19 protein-coding genes and 4 tRNA genes are annotated in these 16,567 nt (G+C 67.1%); 10 read left to right on the top strand and 13 right to left on the bottom strand.

What is annotated here, in order from left to right; all coding sequences use genetic code 11:
- Positions 1–57 precede the first annotated feature (57 nt).
- Positions 58–438, bottom strand: coding sequence for a hypothetical protein (locus BHE97_RS09485; protein WP_087623794.1), 381 nt, complete (start codon positions 436–438; stop codon positions 58–60).
- Positions 435–956 carry a helix-turn-helix transcriptional regulator gene (locus tag BHE97_RS09480; protein WP_087623793.1) on the bottom strand — a complete coding sequence of 174 codons (522 nt, stop codon included), beginning with the start codon at positions 954–956 and terminating at the stop codon, positions 435–437. The genes BHE97_RS09485 and BHE97_RS09480 overlap by 4 nt, the downstream gene beginning before the upstream one ends.
- A 99-nt stretch (positions 957–1,055) precedes the next feature.
- Between BHE97_RS09480 and BHE97_RS09475 the strand changes: the two genes are divergently transcribed.
- Positions 1,056–1,517, top strand: coding sequence for an NUDIX domain-containing protein (locus BHE97_RS09475; RefSeq protein WP_087623792.1), 462 nt, complete (start codon positions 1,056–1,058; stop codon positions 1,515–1,517).
- 129 nt (positions 1,518–1,646) lie between these two features.
- Positions 1,647–2,210 (top strand): DinB family protein, encoded by a 564-nt coding sequence (locus tag BHE97_RS09470; RefSeq protein WP_087623791.1) that lies wholly within the window; start codon positions 1,647–1,649, stop codon positions 2,208–2,210.
- A gap of 553 nt (positions 2,211–2,763) precedes the next feature.
- On the opposite strand, the gene BHE97_RS09465 is transcribed toward BHE97_RS09470, so the two are convergent.
- Complete coding sequence (locus tag BHE97_RS09465; RefSeq protein WP_087623790.1) at positions 2,764–3,558, bottom strand: enoyl-CoA hydratase-related protein; 795 nt, start codon at positions 3,556–3,558, stop codon at positions 2,764–2,766.
- A 36-nt stretch (positions 3,559–3,594) separates the two neighbouring features.
- Positions 3,595–4,350, bottom strand: coding sequence for an SDR family NAD(P)-dependent oxidoreductase (locus tag BHE97_RS09460; protein ID WP_087623789.1), 756 nt, complete (start codon positions 4,348–4,350; stop codon positions 3,595–3,597).
- Between the two features lie 57 nt (positions 4,351–4,407).
- Here BHE97_RS09460 and BHE97_RS09455 point away from each other — a divergent pair, with 57 nt between their 5' ends.
- Entirely contained in the window at positions 4,408–5,574 is a 1,167-nt protein-coding gene (locus BHE97_RS09455) for a CaiB/BaiF CoA-transferase family protein (RefSeq protein ID WP_087623883.1), read from the top strand.
- A gap of 52 nt (positions 5,575–5,626) precedes the next feature.
- Here the strand turns inward: BHE97_RS09455 and BHE97_RS20705 are convergent, their stop codons facing one another.
- The 5 genes from BHE97_RS20705 to BHE97_RS09440 are packed head-to-tail and all read right to left on the bottom strand — an operon-like array spanning position 5,627 to position 8,830.
- Positions 5,627–5,971: an SDR family NAD(P)-dependent oxidoreductase gene (locus BHE97_RS20705; RefSeq protein WP_236757618.1), complete on the bottom strand. Its 345-nt coding sequence runs from the start codon at positions 5,969–5,971 to the stop codon at positions 5,627–5,629.
- Entirely contained in the window at positions 5,965–6,210 is a 246-nt protein-coding gene (locus BHE97_RS20700) for a hypothetical protein (RefSeq protein ID WP_236757617.1), read from the bottom strand. Before BHE97_RS20700 ends, BHE97_RS20705 begins: the two co-directional genes overlap by 7 nt.
- Positions 6,207–6,401, bottom strand: a complete 195-nt coding sequence (locus tag BHE97_RS20695; RefSeq protein WP_236757616.1) for an SDR family NAD(P)-dependent oxidoreductase — start codon at positions 6,399–6,401, stop codon at positions 6,207–6,209. The genes BHE97_RS20700 and BHE97_RS20695 overlap by 4 nt, the downstream gene beginning before the upstream one ends.
- Before the next feature lie 54 nt (positions 6,402–6,455).
- Positions 6,456–7,649 carry an acetyl-CoA C-acetyltransferase gene (locus BHE97_RS09445; protein WP_087623788.1) on the bottom strand — a complete coding sequence of 398 codons (1,194 nt, stop codon included), beginning with the start codon at positions 7,647–7,649 and terminating at the stop codon, positions 6,456–6,458.
- Positions 7,649–8,830, bottom strand: coding sequence for an acyl-CoA dehydrogenase family protein (locus BHE97_RS09440; RefSeq protein WP_087623787.1), 1,182 nt, complete (start codon positions 8,828–8,830; stop codon positions 7,649–7,651). Before BHE97_RS09440 ends, BHE97_RS09445 begins: the two co-directional genes overlap by 1 nt.
- A 307-nt stretch (positions 8,831–9,137) precedes the next feature.
- On the opposite strand from BHE97_RS09440, the gene BHE97_RS09435 reads away from it, so the two are divergent.
- The 3 genes from BHE97_RS09435 to BHE97_RS09425 all read left to right on the top strand — a co-directional run bounded on the left by BHE97_RS09435 (position 9,138) and on the right by BHE97_RS09425 (position 12,971).
- Positions 9,138–10,451: an MFS transporter gene (locus BHE97_RS09435; protein ID WP_201791396.1), complete on the top strand. Its 1,314-nt coding sequence runs from the start codon at positions 9,138–9,140 to the stop codon at positions 10,449–10,451.
- A gap of 177 nt (positions 10,452–10,628) precedes the next feature.
- The gene (locus BHE97_RS09430; RefSeq protein WP_087623786.1) at positions 10,629–11,255 is read left to right on the top strand and encodes a TetR/AcrR family transcriptional regulator; all 627 of its coding nucleotides are present in this window, start codon (positions 10,629–10,631) and stop codon (positions 11,253–11,255) included.
- A gap of 96 nt (positions 11,256–11,351) precedes the next feature.
- The gene (locus tag BHE97_RS09425; RefSeq protein WP_087623785.1) at positions 11,352–12,971 is read left to right on the top strand and encodes an AMP-binding protein; all 1,620 of its coding nucleotides are present in this window, start codon (positions 11,352–11,354) and stop codon (positions 12,969–12,971) included.
- A gap of 233 nt (positions 12,972–13,204) precedes the next feature.
- On the opposite strand, the gene BHE97_RS09420 is transcribed toward BHE97_RS09425, so the two are convergent.
- From BHE97_RS09420 to BHE97_RS09410, 3 genes are all read right to left on the bottom strand, one after another.
- Positions 13,205–13,276 (bottom strand) — tRNA-Val (locus BHE97_RS09420).
- A gap of 65 nt (positions 13,277–13,341) precedes the next feature.
- Entirely contained in the window at positions 13,342–13,674 is a 333-nt protein-coding gene (locus tag BHE97_RS09415) for a hypothetical protein (protein WP_087623784.1), read from the bottom strand.
- Positions 13,675–13,715: 41 nt separating this feature from the next.
- Positions 13,716–14,549: an aminotransferase class IV gene (locus BHE97_RS09410; protein WP_087623783.1), complete on the bottom strand. Its 834-nt coding sequence runs from the start codon at positions 14,547–14,549 to the stop codon at positions 13,716–13,718.
- Positions 14,550–14,628: 79 nt separating this feature from the next.
- Between BHE97_RS09410 and BHE97_RS09405 the strand changes: the two genes are divergently transcribed.
- The 4 genes from BHE97_RS09405 to BHE97_RS09390 all read left to right on the top strand — a co-directional run bounded on the left by BHE97_RS09405 (position 14,629) and on the right by BHE97_RS09390 (position 15,523).
- Positions 14,629–14,700, top strand: a tRNA-Gly gene (locus BHE97_RS09405).
- A 29-nt stretch (positions 14,701–14,729) separates the two neighbouring features.
- A tRNA-Cys gene (locus BHE97_RS09400) sits at positions 14,730–14,800 on the top strand.
- A gap of 21 nt (positions 14,801–14,821) precedes the next feature.
- Positions 14,822–14,896, top strand: a tRNA-Val gene (locus BHE97_RS09395).
- Positions 14,897–15,046: 150 nt separating this feature from the next.
- Positions 15,047–15,523, top strand: a complete 477-nt coding sequence (locus BHE97_RS09390) for a YbaK/EbsC family protein (protein ID WP_087623782.1) — start codon at positions 15,047–15,049, stop codon at positions 15,521–15,523.
- Positions 15,524–15,657: 134 nt separating this feature from the next.
- On the opposite strand, the gene BHE97_RS09385 is transcribed toward BHE97_RS09390, so the two are convergent.
- A complete protein-coding gene (locus tag BHE97_RS09385) occupies positions 15,658–16,542 on the bottom strand; it encodes a YihY/virulence factor BrkB family protein (RefSeq protein WP_087623781.1) in 885 nt (294 codons plus the stop codon).
- Between the last annotated feature and the right edge of the window lie 25 nt (positions 16,543–16,567).

The following is a 16,567-nucleotide window of genomic DNA, read 5'->3' as shown; positions in this document are numbered from 1 at the left end:
GCGGAAGCGATCGAGGGCGGTGACATCGGCCCCTGGCAGCCTCCTGACGGGGGTCGTTCACGAGCCGAGTGCGAGCGCAACGGCGGACGCGGCCAGCAACGCGCTGGTCGGCGTCATCGCCCAGCGTTCGGCCGGACTGCGTGAGAACGCATTGAGCGGCACGCTCAGCGCGAAGAAGGCGGCCGCCGCCCAGGTGAGGACGACCACCGCGGTGCTGTCGCCGCCGGGAAGGGCACGCCCGCGGCTGAGGAGCACGACCGCGATGACGGCGTAGACGAGCACGGATGTGGCGCTGGCGAGCCGGAGCCGGCGGGGCAGAACACGATGTGCGCCGCTCCACATGACGCGGCCGACCGGCAGGCCGGATGCCGCGAGCAGCTGAAGCACGGCCAGTGCGGCCAGCACCGCGAGCGCGACGCCGAGAGCGATCTCAGTCATCGTCGCTCCAGCTCATCGAGCCACTGCGTCATCAGCGTGTGGACACGGATGCCGTAGTCCAAGGTGGCCCTCCGGTATCGGTAGACCTCGCGGAGGTCACCGGGGATCTCCGTCTCGTCGAGCCCCGTGGCGAGCGATGCGAGCGCCTCCTCATCGCCCACGATCCGCTCACGCAACAGCCGCAGGCACTCACCGCGGTCCTGGTCCGGAAGCCTCCCGAGGAGGTAGACCTTCGCCAGCATCGTCGGCTCCGGATCCGTCCCGGTGATCGGCGAGAGCATCCATTCGCGCCAGGCGCTCCGCCCCGACTCCTCGATCACATAGAGCTTCTTGCGACGACGTGAGTCGTCCGCATCCACCCGTGTCGCCCAGCCATTCGACTCCAGATGCCCCAAGGCTCGCTGGATGCTCCCGAAGCTGGCGGCATAGAACAGCGAGATGCCCGACGCGAACCGCTTGCGCAGATCGTAGAGCGAGAGCGGCCCGTCCAGCAGAAGTCCGAGGATCAAGAACTGCATGACCAGCAATATACCTCAGAGGTATATTGCTGGTCCACCCTTCGCGCGGCGGAGCTGCACGGACGAGGACGGATCACCGTCGCCCTCTACGCTCGGGATATGGCCACCCCCGATTTCGTCCTCGAGCTCCGCGACAAGATCGGGACCGCGCCGTTGTGGCTGTGCGGGGTGACGGCCGTGGTCGTCAAGGGCGACCAGGTGCTCATGGTCAAGCGCGCCGACAATGGCGCGTGGACCCCGGTCACGGGCATCGTCGATCCGGGCGAGCATCCCGCGACCGCGGCCATGCGTGAGACGCTGGAGGAAGCCGGGGTCGTCGCCCAGGTCATCCGTTTGGCACGGGTCGGCGTCACCGATCTGGTCACCTACGACAACGGCGACCAGACCCAGTACGTCGACCTCACCTGGCGGCTGGAATGGCGATCGGGGGAACCGCATCCGGCCGACGGAGAGAACACCGAAGCCCGGTGGTTCGCCGCCCGGAGCCTTCCACCCCTGAGCGATGACATGGCTCGGCGCATCGGCGCCGCACTCCTCCCACACGGTGAAGCCGAGTTCTGATCACCCGCTTCACCCACCGCCCGGCCATCGCCGCGCCCGCGACATCACGCGCGAGACCCTGACGTGAAACGCATGACAGCGCCCGCCTCGCCGGCTGGCGTCCTCCGGCACAGGTGGGACGCTGGACCCATGAGCGAGTACACCTGGAACGAGCTGCTCCGCGACCAGATCGACTGGCATTGGACGCATCAGCTCCGCGCGCGCCTCCAGGGGTTGTCCGATGACGAGTACTTCTGGGAGCCGGTGCCGGACTGCTGGAACGTCCGCCCCCGCGGCACGGGCACGGCCCCAGTGCAGGCCGGTTCCGGCGAGCTGACCATCGACTTCGCCTTCCCGGCCCCCGAGCCCGCACCGTTCACGACGATCGCCTGGCGCCTCGGGCACGTGATCGTCGGCGTCCTCTCGATGCGGAATGCCTCGCACTTCGGCGGCCCGCCCGTGGACTACGATTCCTTCGAGTACGCCACCACCGCGCAGGCCGCCCTCGACCAGCTGGACCGCGAGTACGCGTCCTGGATCGCCGGCGTGGAGTCACTCGGCGAAGACCGGCTCTCCGATCCGTGCGGCGATGCTGAAGGGCCCTTCTCCGAGGACCCCCTGGCCCGGCTGGTGCTCCATATCCACCGCGAGCTGATCCACCATCTCTCGGAGGTGTGCCTCCTGCGCGACCTGCATGTCCACACGCATCATTGAGCACCCTCGCCAGTCTGGGTTCTGCGCCGATCCCGCGAACGCATCGAGAAGGTGATCGGCGATCCGCTCAGGGACTGGTCATCGGCCGGAGATAACCGTAGTTGAACAATCCCAGGATGCCCTTGACCAGGACCGGGCTCACTCAGTGGACCCCCGTCGGGGATCGCCTGGTCGATCGCGTGCCTCCAATGCGCTTCATAGCGCTCGCGCCCCGCCAGCACGACGTCTCGCCGCTACCTGCGAGGGCATAGAACACTGGAAGAAGACGGTCCGCTCGGTCCAATGCTCGGCGATATTGCACAGGAGAGACTCAGCCAGGACATGGAGCCGCTTCACCGGATCCGACCGCCGCGCCGCGTCCGCGACTCACCCCACCACCTCCAGGTGAGAGACCCCTGGGGGCCGCGTCGCATCTCATAAGAACACGATATGAGCCGATCGCACGCAGGCTTTTGGACCTTTCGGTACGGATCATGCTTGTCCTGTAGAGCCTTTGTCGCAGGCTTGAGTCAGCATCAAGCACTTTTCAAACGATTCGGTATCGCGATTCCCCTCAGCGATGCCGCCACCGCGGAGAACGCCGCTCCGCAAAGGCCGCCATTCCCTCACGCTGATCCTCCGTCGCGAAGAGCGAGTGGAAGATCCGTCGCTCGAAGACGAGTCCCTGTTCCAGACCGGTTTCGAAGGCTGCGGACACGGCCTCCTTGGCCATCTGCGCGGCAGGTTTCGACGCACCGGCGATGGCCGCGGCCACCGCGCGGGCCGCCTCATCGAGCTCGTCATCGGCGACCACCCGAGAGACCAGCCCGATGCGCTCGGCCTCATCCGCGTCGATCTGGCGACCGGTGAGGATCATGTCCATGGCCTTGGCCTTGCCCACGGCGCGCACCAGCCGTTGCGTGCCACCCATGCCAGGAATGACCCCCAGAGCAATCTCCGGCTGCCCGAAGCGCGCACTCTCGGCCGCCACGATCACATCGGCCATCATCGCCAGTTCGCAACCGCCCCCGAGGGCGTAACCCGCCACCGCCGCGACGATAGGAGTTCGCAGCCGCCCGAGCAGCTGCCAGCGGGAGAACCAATCCTGGGCGTACATCGCCGCGAACTCCTTCCCGGACATCTCCGCGATATCGCCACCCGCGGCGAAGACATTCGGCGAGCCCCGGAGGAGGATCACGCCCACCGCAGGATCGGTGTCCATCCGCTCGGCGACCGAGACGAGTTCCTCCATGACCTGGCTGTTGAGGACGTTGAGCGCCTTCGACCGATCCAGTCCGATCCTCCCGATCCGGTCCTCCACGGAGACCGTGATGGTCGCATAGTCACCCTCGTACACCGATGTCGTCATGTCATGCCCTCTCGTCGCTGAAGTCTCGGCAACCGGTCAGAGTGACCAACCGCCGTCCACCGACAGGACACTGCCGGTGCAGTAGGTGGCGTCCTCGGAGAGGAACACCGCGGCCTTGGCGATCTCGTCGGCCGTGCCGAAGCGCCGCAGGACCGTCTCGTCGTAGATCCGCTCACGAGCCGTGTCGGGCACGGCCGATGTCATATCGGTGTCGACGAAGCCCGGTGCCAGGACGTTGACGCGGATGCCGTCGCGCCCGACCTCCTTCGCCAGGGAACGCGCGAAGCCGACCATGGCCGCCTTTGCCGCTCCATAGGCCGTGTCCCCGGCGTGACCGATCAACCCCACGACGGAGGCCACCAGAACGATGCTGGGATCCTTCGCTTGCCGCAAGGACGGCAGGACGGCACGTGCCATATACGACAGCGAGCTCACATTGGCGTCGATGACGCTCCACCATTCCTCGTGGGAGACCCGCTCGATCAACCCGCCCTTCCAGAACCCGGCGTTCACGATCACCGCGTCGAGCCCCCCGAAGGTCGATGTCATCGCGGAGACCGCATCCCGCGCGGACGACTCCGAACCGAGACGGTAGTGGACCGGAGCGACGCGATCGCCCAGTTCCACCGCGAGCTCCTCGGCCTGCTGGGGACTGGAGTTGAAGCTGGCGCCGACCTGAACGCCCCGCTCGGCCAGGCGGCGGACGATCTGCGCTCCGATACCACGGGAGCCGCCCGTGACCAGGACCGTTCGGTGTTCGCCACCGGGATGTGCTGACGATGATGGGTTCATGAAGGTAGTGTATCGATCGGTACATTTTTACGATATGCGACTGCGATGGGAACCGCGATGAGCACTGCAGGGACCGACCACGCCACACCTCCTCCAGGCCCCCTCAACGGCCTACGGGCCCTCGAGCTAGGTGGGATCGGCCCGGGGCCCTTCTGTGGCATGCTGCTCGCCGACCTGGGCGTCGAGGTGATTCGCGTCGAGCGTCCCGCAGACGCCGGCACCGAGCAGCGCGAGGAAGTGCTCAACCGCGGGCGCCGCTCATTGACACTGGATCTGAAAAGCGACTCCGGCCGCGAGATCGCCTTGGACATCGCCGCCCGCTGCGACATCGTCTTCGAGGGGTTCCGTCCGGGGGTCGCCGAACGGCTGGGCGTGGGACCTCATGACTGCGCGGCGCGCAACCTGCGGATCGTCTACGGGCGGATGACCGGATGGGGCCAGGACGGCCCCCTCTCCTCGCTCGCCGGACACGACATCAATTACATCGCGATGACCGGCGCCCTCGACGCGATCGGCGAACGCGGCGGGCCTCCCGTCGCTCCGCTCAACCTGCTGGGCGACTTCGGCGGCGGTGGTGCCTATCTGGCGCTCGGTCTGATCAGCGCTGTCTGGGAGGCCGCCCGATCCGGGCACGGTCAGGTCGTCGACGCGGCGATCGTCGACGGCACTTCGTCGTTGATGGCCATGCTGCTGGGGATGCGCAGCACCGGACGATGGGAGGGACGGCGCGGCGAGAACCTGCTCGACGGCGGGGCCCACTTCTACGGTGTCTACGAATCCGCCGACGGACGATATCTCGCCGCCGGGCCCATCGAACCACAGTTCTACGCGCAGTTCCTCGAAGCGCTGGGATTGGAGGACCCGCCCGGGATCGACCGGCTCTCCCCCGCCCAGTGGCAGCGACTGCGAGGAGAGGTGGAACGTGCCTTCCTCGGTCGCACCCGCGAAGAGTGGCTGGAGATCTTCTCGACCCGCGACGCCTGCGTGACGCCGGTGCTCACCATCGAGGAGGCACGGGACCATCCACACAACCACGCACGCGGCTACCTTCAGGAGCATGAGGGCGTTCTGCAGCCAGGAGCGGCACCGCGGTTCTCCCGCAGCCAGGCCCAGGGCGCGCGGTCGGTGCCGCACATCGGCGAGCACACCGACGAGGTGTTGCGATGGATCGGCCGGACGGACTCCCAGATCGATGCGTTGCGATCCTCGGGCGTCATCGGCTGACGAGGACGACCTCCGCTCGCACTCATCGCGTGGACGGGGCCGTCCTCGGCCGCTACTTCGGTTCCAGCCGCACCGCACCGTCGAGACGGATGACCTCACCGTTGAGCATCGGATTCTCCGCGATATGGCGGACCAGCAGCGCGTAATCCTCGGCTCGACCGAGGCGCGCCGGGTGCGGGGTCTTCGCGGTGAGCGCCGAACGCGCCTCCTCGGGCAGACCGCTCATCATCGGCGTCTCGAATAGGCCAGGAGCGATCGTGACAACGCGGATCTGCGAGGACGCGAGCTCGCGCGCAGCGGGCAGAGTCAACGCGGTCACCCCGCCCTTGGACGCGGCATAGGCGATCTGTCCCACCTGTCCGCCGAAGGCCACGATCGAGGCGGTGTTGATCAGCACACCGCGGTCCTCCCCCGCGCTTCATTGGTTCGCATCACCGCGGCGGCATGGGACATCACATTGACCGTGCCACCGACATTGATCGCCAGGACCCGCATCACGGTCTCACAACACAGCGGCTCTACACGGCCTACCAGCTTGCCGGGCGTGGCCACTCCGGCACAGCTCACCACCGCCCGCAGCGGTGCCAGCACCGTCGCCTGGTCCACCGCGGCCGCGGCGGTCACCGGATCGCTCACGTCGCCGGGGCGAAGCGAGCCCGCGCGCCCAGCGCTACCACCGTGTCGGCCCTGCCGCTCGAGGCTTCATCGGGCAAGTCGACGACCACCACCTGCGCGCCCGCTTCCAGCAGTACCCGCACCGCGGCCAGGCCGAGGCCGGAAGCCCCGCCCGTGACGATCGCACTGGCATCGGAGAGACCGATGGACATCCGTGTTCCTGCTGTTGACGTTCGTGTCTCGACCCGGGGGTCGCACACCCGGGCTCAACTGGCGGCACGCAGCACGAGCGCCTGCCCCTGGCCGCCTCCGCCGCATAGCGCCACCACACCACGCGAAGCGCCGCGGCGGCCCAGCTCACGGGCCAGATGCAGGCTGATCCGGGCACCGGATGTGCCGATCGGGTGACCTAGCGCGATGGCTCCGCCGTTGACATTGAGCTGATCCTGATCCAGTCCCAGACGATCCCGGGATGCCAGCACGACAGCCGCGAATGCCTCGTTGATCTCCACGAGATCCACATCGCCGACAGCGAGGTTCTCCCGTGAACAGGCCTTCGCGATGGCATTCGCCGGCTGCTCGTGCAGGCCCGAGTCGGGCCCGGCGACCACCGCACCGGCCCCCAGTTCCGCGAGCCAGGGGACACCGAGCTTCTCAGCGACGCTGCGCCGCGCGACGACCACCGCGGCCGCGCCGTCGGAGATCGGCGAGGAGTTGCCGGCGGTCAACGAGCCGTCCGGCGCGAACGCCGGGCGCAGCCCGGCCAGACCCTCAGCCGTGACATCGGCGCGGATGCCCTCGTCGGCATCCACCACCTGGTCGCCGCCACGACCGCTGATGGTAACCGGCACGATCTCCCCGTCGAACAGTCCCGCCGCCGCGGCCTGTGCCGCTCGCCGGTGTGACTCGACGGCGTAGGCATCCTGCTGTTCCCGCAAGACACCGTACTCGGCGTTGCGCGACTCGGTCAGTGCGCCCATCGACTGTTCGGTGAAGGCATCCTGCAGTCCGTCGAACTCGAGATGGTCGATCAGCGGCGCGGTACCGTAGCGGAACCCACGGCGGCTGCCGGGAAGGAGATGCGGAGCGTTGCTCATCGATTCCTGGCCCGCCGCAACGATCACATCGGCCTGGCCGGTGGCGATGGTCTGCTGCGCGAGCATGATCGCGTCCACCCCGGACAGGCACATGCGATTGATATTGAGGGCAGGCGTGCCCATCGGAATACCGGCCTCCGTGGCGGCCACCCGCGCCGTGAGCTGACCACCCCCGGCGGTCAGTACCTGACCTACGATCACCTGGTCGACGCGGGCCGGATCGATCGCCGCGCGACCCAAGGCACCCGCGATGGCCCGCGCACCGAGCTGCTGGGCACTCAGGCTCGACAGCGCGCCGCCGAAACGGCCGAACGGCGTACGGGCCCCATCGATCAAGACGATCGCATCATCCTGCGACGGCATCAGCGGGTCTCCCCGCCGAAGGAGTCGTCGAAGGTGTAACCGTCCAGCAACTCGCGTGCGGCCACCGCGTACTGGATGGTGGGGGTGCCCTCCTCGAGCCAGTTCAGTCGCGCGTCCCGGTACAACCGCTCGATCGGCAGGGCACGGGTGTAGCCGATACCGCCGTGCACCAGGAGCGCACGATCGGTGACTCGACCTACCGCCTCGAGGCCGAACAGCTTGATCATGCTGGCCTCCGCCGGGATGCGGCGTCCGCCGTCCCATTTGTCGGCGGCATCGGCGAGGAGGTTGCGCAGTGCGTAGACATCGGTGGCCATCTCGGCGAGGTAGCGCTGCACCGCCTGTCGCGCACCAATCGGCTTGCCGAACGTGACCCGTTCCCGGGCGTGCTTCAAGGAGAGCTCCAGAGCACGCTCGGAGGTGCCCAGAGAGCTGGCGGCGATGAAGACCCGGCTGATCTCCAGCGCGCGTTCCAAGTGAGCCCCGCCCTGGCCCTCCGCGCCGATCATCGCGGAAGCCGGCACCCGCACGCCGTCCAGGGTGATCCGTCCGTGCTCACCGCCCTTGCATCCCATGGTCTCGGGAAGGCGCTCGATCGACAGGCCACTGGTCTCACGAGGAACGAGGAAGGCGGAGACTTCCTTCTGGGCGGTCTTGGCGAAGACGATGAAGTGCGAGGCGATATCGGAGTTGGTGATGAGCCACTTCTCACCGCGGATCACGTACTCGTCACCGTCACGCTCAGCGTGGGAGCCGAGGTCGGCGCCGGTACCGTGGTCCGGCTCGGTGAGCGCGAAGGCGACCGACTTCTCTCCGGTCGCGGCACCCGGCAATACCGCCGCGCGCTGCTCCGCGTTGCCGATCTCCGAGAGCGCATGAGCGAAGGAGTTGTGCACGTGCACGATCACACGGATCCCGCCTTGGATCTTGGCGAACTCCGCGAGGATCGGCAGGTACTGGCGCATCGACAGTCCACTGCCGCCGTACTCGCGGGGCACCAGCAGGCCGAAGGCGCCGATACGACTGAGGATCGGCAGCACCGTCTCGTTGGGGATGCGCTCCTCGTCCTCGATCTGCTGTTCCAACGGATCGAGATCGGTCCAGATCGCCTCGAAGATCTGCTCACGCAGTACCTGGTAATCGTCCTCGCGAAGGCCTTCGGCCTGGCCGCTCGTCGTCATTCTCATCACGCCTCGGATTTCGTGGATCAACGGTCGTCGGGGTTCGCCCCTCGAGCGCGACTATACCGATCATTCCATTCTTTTAACAGCTCTCACCCCTGTCCCATGCACAACCATTGCAATAGCAAGCTTTGGAGAATCAGAGCAGTCGACAAATATCGTACCTAACGATCCATTCCTCTTGACACCCCCGTGATGAAAGCTCAGGATGTGATGCACGGCACAACGCCTCACGCGGCCGCGGCTTCCCCCCATCGAGGCCGGGAACATGAAGCAGCCCGGGCATCCAGCGAACGGAGACATCCACGTGACGACCAGCAACGACCCTCAGGTTCAGGACGGGCGGGCCGGTATGCCTACCGTGAGTCCCCGCCGGGTCGCCATCGCCAGCTTCTCGGGGACTGCCATCGAGTGGTACGACTTCTTCATCTTCGGCACGGCGGCGGCACTCGTCTTCAATACGGCGTTCTTCCCCGACCTCTCACCGGTAATCGGCACGCTCGCCTCCTTCGCCACCTTCGGCGTCGCCTTCTTCGCCAGGCCCGTGGGAGCCATCGTCTTCGGCCACTTCGGCGACCGCATCGGACGCAAGCGGATGCTCGTCCTGTCGCTCCTGTTGATGGGAGCGGCGACGGTGTGCATCGGACTCATCCCGACCTACCACCAGATCGGCATCGCGGCCCCCATCCTCCTGGTCATCTGCCGGATGATCCAGGGATTCGCCGTGGGCGGCGAATGGGGCGGAGCAGTCCTCATGGCCGTGGAACACGCTCCCCCGCGCAAGCGCGCCTTCTACGGCAGCTTCCCCCAAGCGGGCGTCCCGGCTGGCCTGTTGCTGGCCACCGGCGCCTTCCTCCTCGTGGAGCTGATGCCCGAGGCCGAGATGATGTCCTGGGGGTGGCGCATCCCCTTCTGGGCGAGCGGCCTGCTGGTGATCATCGGCCTCTATGTCCGACTGAAGATCGTGGAGTCCCCGGAATTCCAAAAGGTCAAGGACGAGAACCGGGTCGCGGACTTCCCGATCCTCGAGGTTCTCAGGACCCAGCGGCCGGCCTTCCTCGTCGGTGTGTTCACCCAGGCGACCTCACTCGTGCCGTTCTACCTCGTCACGGTCTTCCTACTCTCCTATGGCCCCAGCGACCTCGACCTCTCCCGACAGACGCTCCTGCTGTCGTTGCTGGTCGCCTGCGCAATCGACATCTTCACGGTCCCCGCCGCTTCTATCCTGGCCGACCGCATCGGCCCGCGCAGGATGCTGATCTACGGCGCGGTCTATATGGCTCTCATCGCCTACCCGTTCTTCTGGCTGCTGGGCACAGGTAGCGACTTGGCGGTCCTCGCGGCCATGATCCTGATCGTGACGATCGGCCACGCGGTGACGTACTCGGCCGTGGCCGCCTATGTCAGCGCCCTCTTCCCGGCAGCCGTCCGTTACACGGGTGCCTCGGTGGCGTACCAGATGGGCGGCGTCGTGTTCAGCGCGACGGCACCCTTCATTGCCGTGGCTATCTCCTCGGCGACCGACGGCGAGTGGGCCCTCGCGGTCTATCTCGCGGCCGCCTGTGTGGTGTCGATCATCGCGCTGACCGTGCCGCCAGCTGCGAAGGTCCAACACCACTGAGTCCGTGACAAGGACGCATCGGTGCCGTCGCACCTCTCTATTGGACCTAACGGTCCGATACAGAGGTGCGACGCGCTCCTCCCGGACCGCGGCATCTGAGCCCTCGGGAGCCGGCTCCGGCATCGGTACGATGACGACGCCGTCCGTCATTCATCGCCCCAGTCCAAAGGAGCACCCATGAGCACCGACCCCGCGCCGGCCCCACGCTCACATTCGCGGACCCGCAAAGGTTCACGGACCAAGCAACGAATCCTGCGCACCGCAGCCGATCTCTTCGCTCGCCAGGGCTACCACGCTACCGGTCTCAGCGAGCTGGGCGATGCCGTCGGCCTGGGCCGGGGGGCGCTCTATCACCACATCACCAATAAGGAACAGCTCCTCTACGAGATCAGCATCGAGCATGTCCAGGAGATGGTGGATTTCGGCGAGGAGTTGCTGAGCTCCCCGCTCGGTGTCGAGGAGCGCTTCCGGCGCATGAGCCGCAAGCTCATGCGGGTGATCGCCGACAACCGCGACGAATGGACGGTCTACTTCCGCGAGGCGGACTCATTGAGTGGGGAGCGCCGGGAACGCGTCGTCGAGCTCCGCTCGCGTTTCGAGGATCTCTGGCGGCAGATCCTCGACGAAGGGGAGACGGCCGGACTGTTTCACCACGGCGATTCCCTCGCCGTCAAGGCCGTGCTCGGCATGCACAACTACAGCTACCTGTGGATCGATCCCGAAGGCGACCTGTCCCCGGAAGAGATCGCCGATCGCTTCTGCGACATCCTGCTCCACGGCATCATGACGGCCCCACAACGCTGACGGTGACCTGCTTCACAAATCTTCCGCGCGTGAGTAACATACCGATCAGTCTGTTTTTGACGCATTGATATACGACTCCCCCGAGGAGGGCGGACCGTGGAGCAGAGGACGACCGACGAGGTCTGGCGCCAGATCACCGAGCGCCTGAACCAGGATTCAGACCACAGGTTCAACACATTCGACGAGGTGTGCGGCAAGTGGGCCCACGATCGCAGCAAACTCGCTCTGATCGTGCGTCACCCGGACGGCAGCACCGAGCATTGGACCTATCACCGGCTGGCGAAACAGGCCGCGAAGGCCTCGCGCATGTTCGCCGAAGCCGGGCTCAAGCCTGGCGACCGCGTGGCGGCGATGCTGACGCGCCAGGTCGAGGCGTGGGTCACCGCGCTGGCCGCCTGGAGGTCCGGTCTCGTCTACGTTCCCCTCTTCGTCGGTTTCGGCGCCGATGCGGTGGCGGACCGGTTGACCGCGGCAAAGGCGACGGCGGTCGTGGTCGACCACCGTTGGCGCGACGTGGTCGACGAGGCGAGTGAGCGCCTCGATGCCGACTTGGACGTCTTCACCGTCGCGGGAGGGCGCGGAGCCGGACTCCGCCGCGGAGACATCAGCTTCTGGGCGGAGATCGAGCGAGCTGCGCCCGACGGCCCCGTCGCCGACACGACCGGTGACACCCCGGCGACCCTGATGTTCACCAGCGGGACCACCAGCACGCCCAAAGGCTGCATCCTCCCGCATTCGGCCTTCGTCGCGCTGATGCCCTATGCCCTCGAGGTCTTCGGCGTCGATGAGAACGACCTGGTCTTCGCCACCAGCGACCCGGGTTGGTCCTACGGCCTCTATACCACCGGTGCGACACTGATGGCCCTCGGCGTGCCGCGCATCGTCTACACCGGCGACTTCGACCCCAAGGCATGGCTGCGCCTCATGGACGAGGAGGAAGTGACCTTCATCGCCGGGGCGCCCAGCGCCTATCGGCGGGTGCTCGAGGCCGCTCGACGTACCGGCTTCCCCGCCAGCCTGCGCGGCGCGAACACCGCCGGCGAGCCGCTGGATCGTGAGACCGCTCAGAAGTGGTCGGAGCTGGCGGGTTTCCCCCTGAGAGACGGTTATGGTCTGACGGAGGTCGGCATGGTGCTCGGCGACACGATCGGGTCGCCGGTCAACGAGCACGGGACGCTCTCGGGAACGGTGCCCGGCTTCGAGGTCGCCCTCGTCGACGACGATGGCGCGCCCGTCGAGTCGGGACGCGGGCGGGTCGCCGTCCGTCGGCCCCCCTTCCAACTCTCAATCGGCTACGCGAACGCACCGGACGCCTGGCAGCGGCGATGGATCGACGACTGGTTCGTCACCGACGATCTGATGGAGCGCACCGAGCAGGGAGGCTGGCGCTTCTACGGGCGCGCTGACGATGTGATCGTGACCTCCGGTTACAACGTAGGTCCCGCCGAGGTCGAGTCCACGCTACTGGAGGACCCTGGCGTGGCCGAGGTCGCGGTAGTCGCCGCGCCCGATGCGAGCCGTGGTCAGATCGTCCGGGCCGTTGTGGTCAAGTCGCGCGAGGCACCCTCCGACGATGAACTGATCAAGCGTCTTCAGGACCGGGTGCGCACCCATATCGGCCGGCATGCATATCCGCGCATTGTCGAGTTCCGCGACGAGCTTCCCCGTACGGCCACCGGCAAACTCCGCCGGGCCTCGCTGCGCCCCACGGAGTGACACGGTGGTGCTGTGGGGGTCGTGATCGCGACCCCTACAGCACCACCGTGCGCGATATACGTACCTCGACGAGCCATCGAGGGAGCTCAGCGGCAACTGTCGCGGCAATGCCGGCGTCTCACGGCCGAGGAACTTTGTCCGGGAGTCCCCGGCGCTCCGGGTAGACGTATGCGGGCGGAGACCGAAGAACCCTCCGACCTGCGTTCTCGCTGGCCGAAGGGTTCCTCACTGGGTGGGCGATACTGGGTTCGAACCAGTGACCTCTTCGGTGTGAACGAAGCGCGCTACCACTGCGCCAATCGCCCATCAGTGCGTTGGCAACTCTAGCGCATCCTCCCCCAGCGACCGTCAACCGGCCTCCACCTCCCGATCATGGCTCCCGCCGCAGCCCATCGCCGACCGGGGCGTCCAGGCTGATCCGCTCGCCATAGCGCTCGGACGCGCCGAAGTCGATCACCAGCACGGTGACCCGCTCCGGACTCGCCTCGATGATCTGCACGGCGAGGTCACCGTCGGTCAGCCGCCAGCGGTCCACCAGATAGGCCAGCCCCGAGGCGGCCAGGGAGGTCTCGGCGTCCGCCCGATAGTCGAATCGGTCAAGCTCGTGGCCGAAAACGGTCTCGGTCACCCAGCCTCCTCCGGCGGGCCTTACGAAGCCGACCAGCTCCCCGTCGTCGCGGTGGACCTCATGTCGCGTGTTCATGTCCAGGAACGTAGGACCTCACGCCACGTCAGGTGCAAATGTCACGGGTCGATCTGCTGGGCCTGCGCACGCGCCCAGATCTCCTGTGCGGCCCTGGCGAGTGGACCCGGCGCCGGCACCTCGCGATCGTCGACCCGTTCGATCGCCTGCACATTGCGTGTCGTACCCAGCAGGATCACCTCATCGGCCTCCTGGAGCACCTCGATCGGCGCGTCGCGCTCGACCACGTCGAGTTCGGCACCGAGCCACTCGATCGCGAGCGCCCGGGTCACCCCGGCCAGGCACCCGGACTCGAGGGTGGGCGTCACCAGCTGCCCGTCGATGGCGTACATGATGTTCGATCCCGTGCCCTCGCACAGCTCGCCACGCGTGTTCGCCATTACCGCCTCGGAACCGCCGCGCGCTCGCGCGTACTCCACCATGAGCGCGTTCTCGGCGTAGCTCGTGGTCTTCAGCCCAGCCAGCGCGCCCCGCTCGTTGCGCACCCAGGGCACCGTCACGATCGAGCTCACCGATGCCGCACGCTCCGCGGGTTCGGTCACCACGATGACGGTCTGCGGGCCGTCCCCGCGCGGCGAACCGAGCGGCCCCTCGCCGGAGGTGACCGTGATACGGATCCTCCCGAAGGGCATGTCCTGACCCTCACAGGTGGCCGCGACCCCCGTGCGCACGAGGTCGAGGTCGGGGCGGCCGATGCCGAGCCCCTCGGCCGAACGCATCAGTCGCTCGAGATGGCGCGTGAGCGCGAAAGGGCGGCCATCGACCACGGCCACAGTCTCGAACACCCCATCGCCGACGACGATGCCGTGGTCGAGCACATTCACCGCGGGATCGCGGGGAGAATCGAGCAATCGTCCATTCAGCCAGGCCTTCATGCTCCGACCCTACGCCGACCCCGCGTTGGGGGCTTGGGGGTGCTCGTGTAATGTTCTCAACGCCTGCTGATGAGGCAGCGCGGATGTGGCTCAGTGGTAGAGCATCACCTTGCCAAGGTGAGGGTCGCGGGTTCGAATCCCGTCATCCGCTCGGAGCGGGTCTCGCCGGACCCATCCAGTGGTGGGTTGGCCGAGAGGCGAGGCAACGGACTGCAAATCCGTTTACACGGGTTCAAATCCCGTACCCACCTCGCAGGACAACTCAATAGCACGGGCGATTGGCGCAGCGGTAGCGCGCTTCCCTGACACGGAAGAGGTCACTGGTTCAAACCCAGTATCGCCCACCATCGAGCGGCCCCCGGATTCGTCCGGGGGCCGTTTCTCGTCTCTTCGACCGGACCCGGCCTGGACCGACACGTCCTACCCTCGACCTCCTCGACAACCCGCCGAGTGCCACCTCGTCGACCGCGTTGTCCTGACACTCGTACGATCGACCCATGTCGCTGGAGATCGCCCGCGCCCACCTCGCCGCGCACGGACGCGCCGAGGACATCATCCTCACCGCCGAGTCCAGCGCCACGGTCGAACTGGCCGCCGCCGCGCTCGGTGTCGAACCGGCCCGGATCGCCAAGACGCTGAGCTTCCGCGGCCCCGAGCCGGACACCGCGATCTTGGTGGTGATGGCCGGCGACGCCCGGCTGGACAATGCCGCCTTCAAGCGCGAGTTCGGGCTGAAGGCCTCGATGCTGAAGGGAGACGACGTGGAGCGCCTCACCGGGCATGCGCCCGGCGGCGTGTGCCCCTTCGGCAATCCCGACTCCGCGACGGTGCACCTCGACACCTCGATGCGGCGCTTCCCGAGCGTCTTCCCCGCCTGCGGCACCGGCAACTCGGCCATCGAGTTGACCTGTGAGGAGCTCGAGAAGGTCACCGACGGCGCTCCCTGGGTGACCGTCTCCAAGCTCCCGGAGTAGTCCCGCTGCGTCTCACGGGTCGGATACCTCCCGCAGACACGCGACCTTTGTCCGATTGTGGCCCTTCGGACCTCCGACAGAGGGGCCATAACCGGACACATCTCGGACCCGGAGGGTCAGGTCGGACCCGGGTGTCAGACGCGATCGGGGCGCTCGTGGAGGACACCGGACACCGACGCATTGAGAGCCGCGCCGATGAGCACCGAGATCGCGATCACGAAGAGCCACAGCAGCAACGCGATCGGCGCCGCCAGCGGGCCGAAGATCGACATACCCCCGTCGCTGAAGTCCAGGACCCAGCGCACTAACCAGCTTCCCAGGATCCACATCGTGACGGTGAACACCGCACCGGGCAGAGCCACGCGCCAGGGCTGCCGCACGGGCACCGAGACGTGGTAGAGCAGCGCGAGGAATCCCGTCGACAGCAGGAGGACACCCGGCCAGTAGAGGACGCTGAGCCAGCGCCAGTTCTCCGGTATCCACTGACCCACCAGGACCGGGCCGACCAGCACGAGCGGCACCAGTACGATCCCGATCGCCAAGGCGACGACGTAGAGCCCGAAGGAGAGCACTCGTGTCTTGACGATCCCGCGGTGACCACCGAGCCCGTACATGATCGAGATGGTGTCGATGAAGACGTTCAGGGCTCGCGATCCCGACCACAGCGCCAGCACGAAACCCACCGAGATGACATCGATCCGCCCTCCCCCGCTGAGCACCTCGTCGAGGGTCGGGACGATGATCGCATCCACCGTCGGGTCATTGAGAGCCTGCGAAGTCAGGTCGATGATCCGCTGGCGGAAGAGGTCCAGCTGCGCCACGTCGTAACGAGCGGCGATGAAGCCGATCGACCCGGCGAGGCCGAAGATCAACGGCGGCAACGACAAGATCGCGAAGAACGCCGCCTCGGCCGCCATCCCGGTCACGCGATAGCGGATGCACGCGGCGAAGGTACGCGCGACCACACGTTTGAGGTCGTCCACCACACCCGGGCGGCCGACCGAGTCGCTGGTGGCCATGGCTCCCACGGTAGCGAGGCGAGGA

This window comes from Aeromicrobium sp. PE09-221 (assembly GCF_002174305.1).
In the GTDB taxonomy this organism is placed as follows: domain Bacteria; phylum Actinomycetota; class Actinomycetes; order Propionibacteriales; family Nocardioidaceae; genus Aeromicrobium.
The sequence above is the reverse complement of the archived record's forward strand: the minus strand, read 5'-3'. Positions and strand labels throughout refer to the sequence as shown.